General features: G+C 60.7%; 4 protein-coding genes. All 4 read left to right on the forward strand.

What is annotated here, in order from left to right; translation table 11 throughout:
• Positions 1-384: response regulator (locus NUV55_RS13695; RefSeq protein WP_296673876.1), on the forward strand; the 384-nt coding region annotated here is incomplete at its 5' end.
• A complete protein-coding gene (locus NUV55_RS13700; protein WP_296673878.1) occupies positions 381-533 on the forward strand; it encodes a hypothetical protein in 153 nt (50 codons plus the stop codon). The genes NUV55_RS13695 and NUV55_RS13700, both read left to right, overlap by 4 nt.
• Before the next feature lie 99 nt (positions 534-632).
• Positions 633-3647: a chemotaxis protein CheB gene (locus NUV55_RS13705; RefSeq protein ID WP_367280436.1), complete on the forward strand. Its 3015-nt coding sequence runs from the start codon at positions 633-635 to the stop codon at positions 3645-3647.
• Positions 3631-5182, forward strand: a 1552-nt coding sequence (locus NUV55_RS13710) for a PAS domain-containing hybrid sensor histidine kinase/response regulator (RefSeq protein ID WP_296673882.1), incomplete at its 3' end; no start/stop codon positions are given. The genes NUV55_RS13705 and NUV55_RS13710, both read left to right, overlap by 17 nt.

Genomic DNA, 5182 nt, shown 5'->3' on the forward strand with positions numbered 1-5182 from the left:
CGGGCCAACATGCAACTGGTCGAGCAACTCATCGCGCGTCGTCCCGACATGCGCTTGTTGAGTGCCGGGGATGGCATGCGCGGCATCACGCTGGCGCGCATCCATCTCCCGGATGTGATCCTGATGGACATCAATCTGCCCGGCATCAGTGGTATCCAGGCGCTGAAAATCCTGCGCGAAGATCCGATAACGACGCACATCCCGGTGCTGGCCATCAGTGCCAATGCCATACCCAGCGATATCAAGAAAGGCCTGGAGGCGGGCTTCTTCCGCTATCTCACCAAGCCGATCAAAGTCAACGAGTTCACGGAGGCGCTGGACTTGGCGCTGGAACATGCGGAAACAGACTCGGACAACGCCGTTATGCGAGAATCCCTGCTATGAGCAGTAGCGCCGATATTCTTAACGCCGGTATTCCGATCGTTGGCGATCAGGAAGCCAAAAAGACAAACGCTGCGGACGACTACCGTCCGGTGCCCGTGATCGCCGCCCAACCTGGCTACAAGCGGCGCGCGTTGCAGGTCGGCGCATAGGAGGCGATCGTGACAAAAAGAAAAAAGGACAAAGTGAAAGCCCAACAAGCGCCGGGCGATGTCAAGACTGTCGAAACGCCAGAGACTGTCGAAAGTAGCATTACCGGTTTCCCCATTGTCGGCATTGGCGCCTCGGCCGGGGGGCTGGCGGCGTTTGAGGCATTCTTCTCCGGCATGCCCGCCGACACCGATCCCGGTATGGCCTTTGTGCTGGTGCAGCACCTGGCCCCGAATCACAAAAGCATCCTCAGTGACCTGGTCCGGCGCTATACCCGCATGCAGGTGTTCGAGGTCAAAGACGGGGTGACGGTGCAGCCCAACTGCGCCTACATCATCCCACCCAACCGCGACATGGCTTTCCTGAACGGCACGCTGCAATTGCTGGAACCCTCCGAGCCGCGCGGCCATCGCCTGCCGATCGACTTCTTCTTTCGCACCCTGGCCCGGGATCAGCGCGAGCGCGCCATCTGCATCGTGCTCTCCGGCACCGGCAGCGACGGCACGCTGGGCGTACGGGCCATCAAGGGCGAGGGCGGCATGGCCATGGCCCAGACCCCCGACTCCACCGAGTTCGACGGCATGCCGCGCAGCGCCATCGCCACCGGCCTGGTGGATTACCAGCTGCCGCCGGCCGAGATGCCCGCGCAGCTCATCGCTTACGCTGCGCACGCCTTCGGCCATCGCGCCCGGCCAGCCACGGCCGCTGCACCCAAAACCGATAGCGCGCTGAATAAAATCTTCTTCCTGCTGCACGCCCAGGTCGGCCACGACTTTTCCCAGTACAAGCCGAGCACCATCCACCGCCGAATTGAGCGGCGCATGGCGGTCCATCAGATCGACGTGATGGACGAGTACGTCAGATATCTGCAGCAGACGCCAACCGAAGTGGGGGCGCTGTTTCGCGACCTGTTGATCGGCGTAACCAATTTCTTTCGCGATCCAGCGGCCTTCCTGGCGCTTGAGAAACAGGCCATCCCCAAGCTCTTTGACGGCAAGAGCGCGGGCGCCACGGTCCGCGTCTGGTCGGCGGGATGTTCCACCGGCGAGGAAGCTTATTCCATCGCCATCCTTCTGCAGGAACACATGGATGCGATCAAGCAAAGCTACACGGCGCAGGTCTTCGCCACCGACATTGACAGCCGCGCCATTGCTATCGCCCGGGCCGGTATCTATCCGGCGAGCATTGCGACCGACATCTCGCCGGAGCGATTGGCGCGATTTTTTACGGCCGAGTCCGACGGCAGCACCTACCGCATACACAAAGGCATCCGCAACATGCTGATCTTTTCCGAGCAGGACGTCATCAAGGATCCGCCCTTCTCCAAGATCGACCTGATCAGTTGCCGCAACCTCCTGATCTACATGGGCGCGGAGTTGCAGAAAAAGCTCATTCCCTTGTTTCACTACACGATGAACCCGGACGGCATGCTTTTCCTGGGCACCTCAGAGACCGTGGGCGAGTTTAGCGACTGGTTTTTCACGCTGGACAACAAATCGAGGCTATACCAGCGCAATCATGATTTTCATGGCGCGCAGCGCGCGGCCATGGGCCGGTTTCTGCCGCCCATGAAGGCGGTGGATGCGGCGCTCACGACCAGAAAGACAGCCCAGCCCGTGAAACTGTCGCTGCGCGAGCTGACTGAACAGGCGATCCTAAAGCAGGTCGCCCTATCCGGCGCGCTCGTCAACGGCCTAGGCGACATCCTCTATCTCTACGGCCGTACCGGCATGTACCTGGAACCGGCACAGGGTGATGCTGAAATCAACAACATCCTGAAGATGGCCCGCGAAGGATTGCGGCGTGACCTGGCCACCGCCCTGCATAAAGCCTCGAGGACAAAAGAGCTGGTGCACTGCCCGGGCCTGCACGTCAAAACCAACGGCCACTTCACCACGGTCAACCTGACCGTCCGCCCGTTGGCGGCAGGCGCTGCCGAAACGCCTGAGTCGCCCTTGTACCTGGTCATCATGGAGGAAGCGCTCGTAGCGGGCTCGCCGAATGGGCCGCCGGTCGATCACGAACCGGCGCAGCAGACCACCCTGCCTGTCATCGCGGGCGCGGACGGCCCCGACCATTCGACTGGGCTCAGTGCAAGTACGGACGACGTCGGATTCGACCGGCTCGCCGCATACGCGACGATCGCCGCGCTCAACGACGAACTGCGGGCCAATAAGGAATACCTCCAGGCCGCCAATGAGGAACTGGAGACCTCAAACGAAGAGCTCAAGTCCTCGAACGAAGAAATGCAGTCGGTCAACGAAGAGTTGCAATCCACCAACGAGGAGCTGGAGACCTCCAAGGAGGAAATGCAATCGGTCAACGAGGAACTGGCCACGGTCAACGCCGAACTGCAAACCAAGGTGGTCGACCTGTCGCGCGCCAGCAACGACATGAACAACCTGCTGGCCGGCACCGACATCGGCACCATCTTTGTCGACCATAAATTATGCATCTTGCGCTTCACCCCGACCGCTACCCGGATCATCAATCTGATCCCGAGCGACGTGGGGCGGTCGGTGGCACATACCGTCTCCAACCTGGTCGGCTATGATCGCCTGGTGGCGGACGCGCAAGGCGTGCTGAACACGCTGGTGCCCAAAGCGGTGGACGTGCAGACAATGGAGGGCGTCTGGTACACGATGCGCATCCTGCCCTACCGCACGCTCGACAATGTAATCGAAGGTGCGGTCATTACGTTTGTTGACATCACGGAGATTGTGCAGACCCGGGAAGTACTGCGCAAAGCCAATGTGATGCTCCGACTGGCCGTGGTGGTGCGCGATGCGCACGATGCCATCACCGTGCAGGACCTGGACGGCCGCATCCTAGCCTGGAACCCGGGCGCGGTGCGGATGTATGGCTGGAGTGAAGCCGAGGCGCTGGCGATGAATATCCGCGACCGGATCCCGCAGGAGCTGCAAGAGAAGGCGCTGACCAAGGTACAACAGCTTAGCCACGCTGAAATTCTGGAGCCGTATCGTACACGACGGCTCACCAAGGACGGTGCGGTCGTGGAGGTCTTTGTGACCTCTACGGCTTTGATGAATGAGGCCGGGCACATGTATGCGATTGCGACCACCGAACGGGGAGCGCACTATGAGCAGCCAGGATAAACACCCCGCCGCCACCGGCGCTCCCGCGACGGACCAACATTCAAGCGCGGCGCAGACACTGCGCCAGAAGGCCGAAGCGACACTGCGGGAACAAGCCGCGTTGTCACTGGAAAACCATACGACCCTGTCGCCCGAAGCAACCCAGCGGACGCTGCACGAACTGCGTGTGCACCAGATCGAGCTGGAGATGCAGAACGAGGAACTGCGCCGGGCACAGGCGGAACTGGATGACGAGCGGGCGAGATATTTCGACCTCTATGACCTGGCACCGGTCGGCTATTGCACGGTCAGCGAGCCGGGGCTGATCCTGCAAGCCAACCTCACCGCCGCCCTCTTGCTGGGCCTGGCCAGGGGGGAGCTGGTCAAGCAGCCCATCAGCCGGTTCATCGTCAAACTGGACCAGGACATCTACTATCTGTGCCGCCAACAACTCATCAAGACCGGTAAACCGCAGGCGTGTGAGTTGCGCATGCTGAAGCATGACGGCACGCAAATCTGGGTACGTCTGGCGACCACGGCGGCGCAGGACGGCAGCGGCGCGCCGGTGCTGCGCATGGCGCTGACCGATGTCACTGAAAGCAAGGCCATGGCGACGGCGATGCAGGAAAGCGAGGCACGCTACCGCACGATGAGTGAGGTACTGCAAGAAAAGAATCGCGAGCTTTCGAGCGCCCGGTCTGTGGCGGAAAAAGCCAGCCTCGCCAAATCGGATTTCCTTTCCAGCATGAGCCATGAGCTGCGCACGCCGCTCAGTGCAATACTCGGTTTTGCCCAACTCATCGAATCCGGCGCTACGCCGCCGACGCCCTCCCAGAAGCAAAGCCTCAACCAGATTCTCAAGGCAGGATGGTACCTGCTGGAGTTGATCAACGAAATCCTCGATCTTACGCAGATTGAGTCCGGCAAGCTGTCGCTGTCGCTGGAAACGATATCGCTGACCGCGGTCATGCACGAATGCCTGACCATGGTAGAACCGCAGGCGCAAGAGCACGGCATCGGCGTGACCTTCCTCCCGATTGAAATGCCGTACTTTGTCCAAGCCGACCGGGTACGGTTAAAGCAGGCGCTCATTAACCTGCTTTCCAACGCGATCAAATATAACAAGAAGGGCGGAACGGTCGTCGTGGACTGCATCGAGAGCTCCCCAGGACGCATTCGCATTGGTGTCAAAGATACGGGTGCAGGATTGCCCCCGGAAAAACTCGCACAACTGTTCCAGCCGTTCAATCGTCTTGGTCAAGAGTCGAGCACCGTGAAAGGCACCGGCATCGGTCTGGTGGCGTGTAAGCGACTGGTCGAATTGATGGGCGGCGTCATCGGCGTGGAAAGCACCGTCGGAAAGGGCAGTGTGTTCTGGATCGAACTGAACTCGGCGGCCGCACTACAACTTGCCGCCGGCACAGACGAACCGCTGGCGCCGATTCAAGCGCGCGTTCCGCATGGCGCGGCGCTGCGTACCCTGCTGTATATAGAAGACAATCGGGCCAACATGCAACTGGTCGAGCAACTCATCGCGCGTCGTCCCGACATGCGCT

It is taken from the genome of Sulfuricaulis sp. (genome assembly GCF_024653915.1).
In the GTDB taxonomy this organism is placed as follows: domain Bacteria; phylum Pseudomonadota; class Gammaproteobacteria; order Acidiferrobacterales; family Sulfurifustaceae; genus Sulfuricaulis.

Excerpts from the sequence above, each read along its gene's own strand:
- NUV55_RS13700 (WP_296673878.1), top strand. The coding sequence starts at position 381 with ATGAGCAGTAGCGCCGATATTCTTAACGCCGGTATTCCGATCGTTGGC.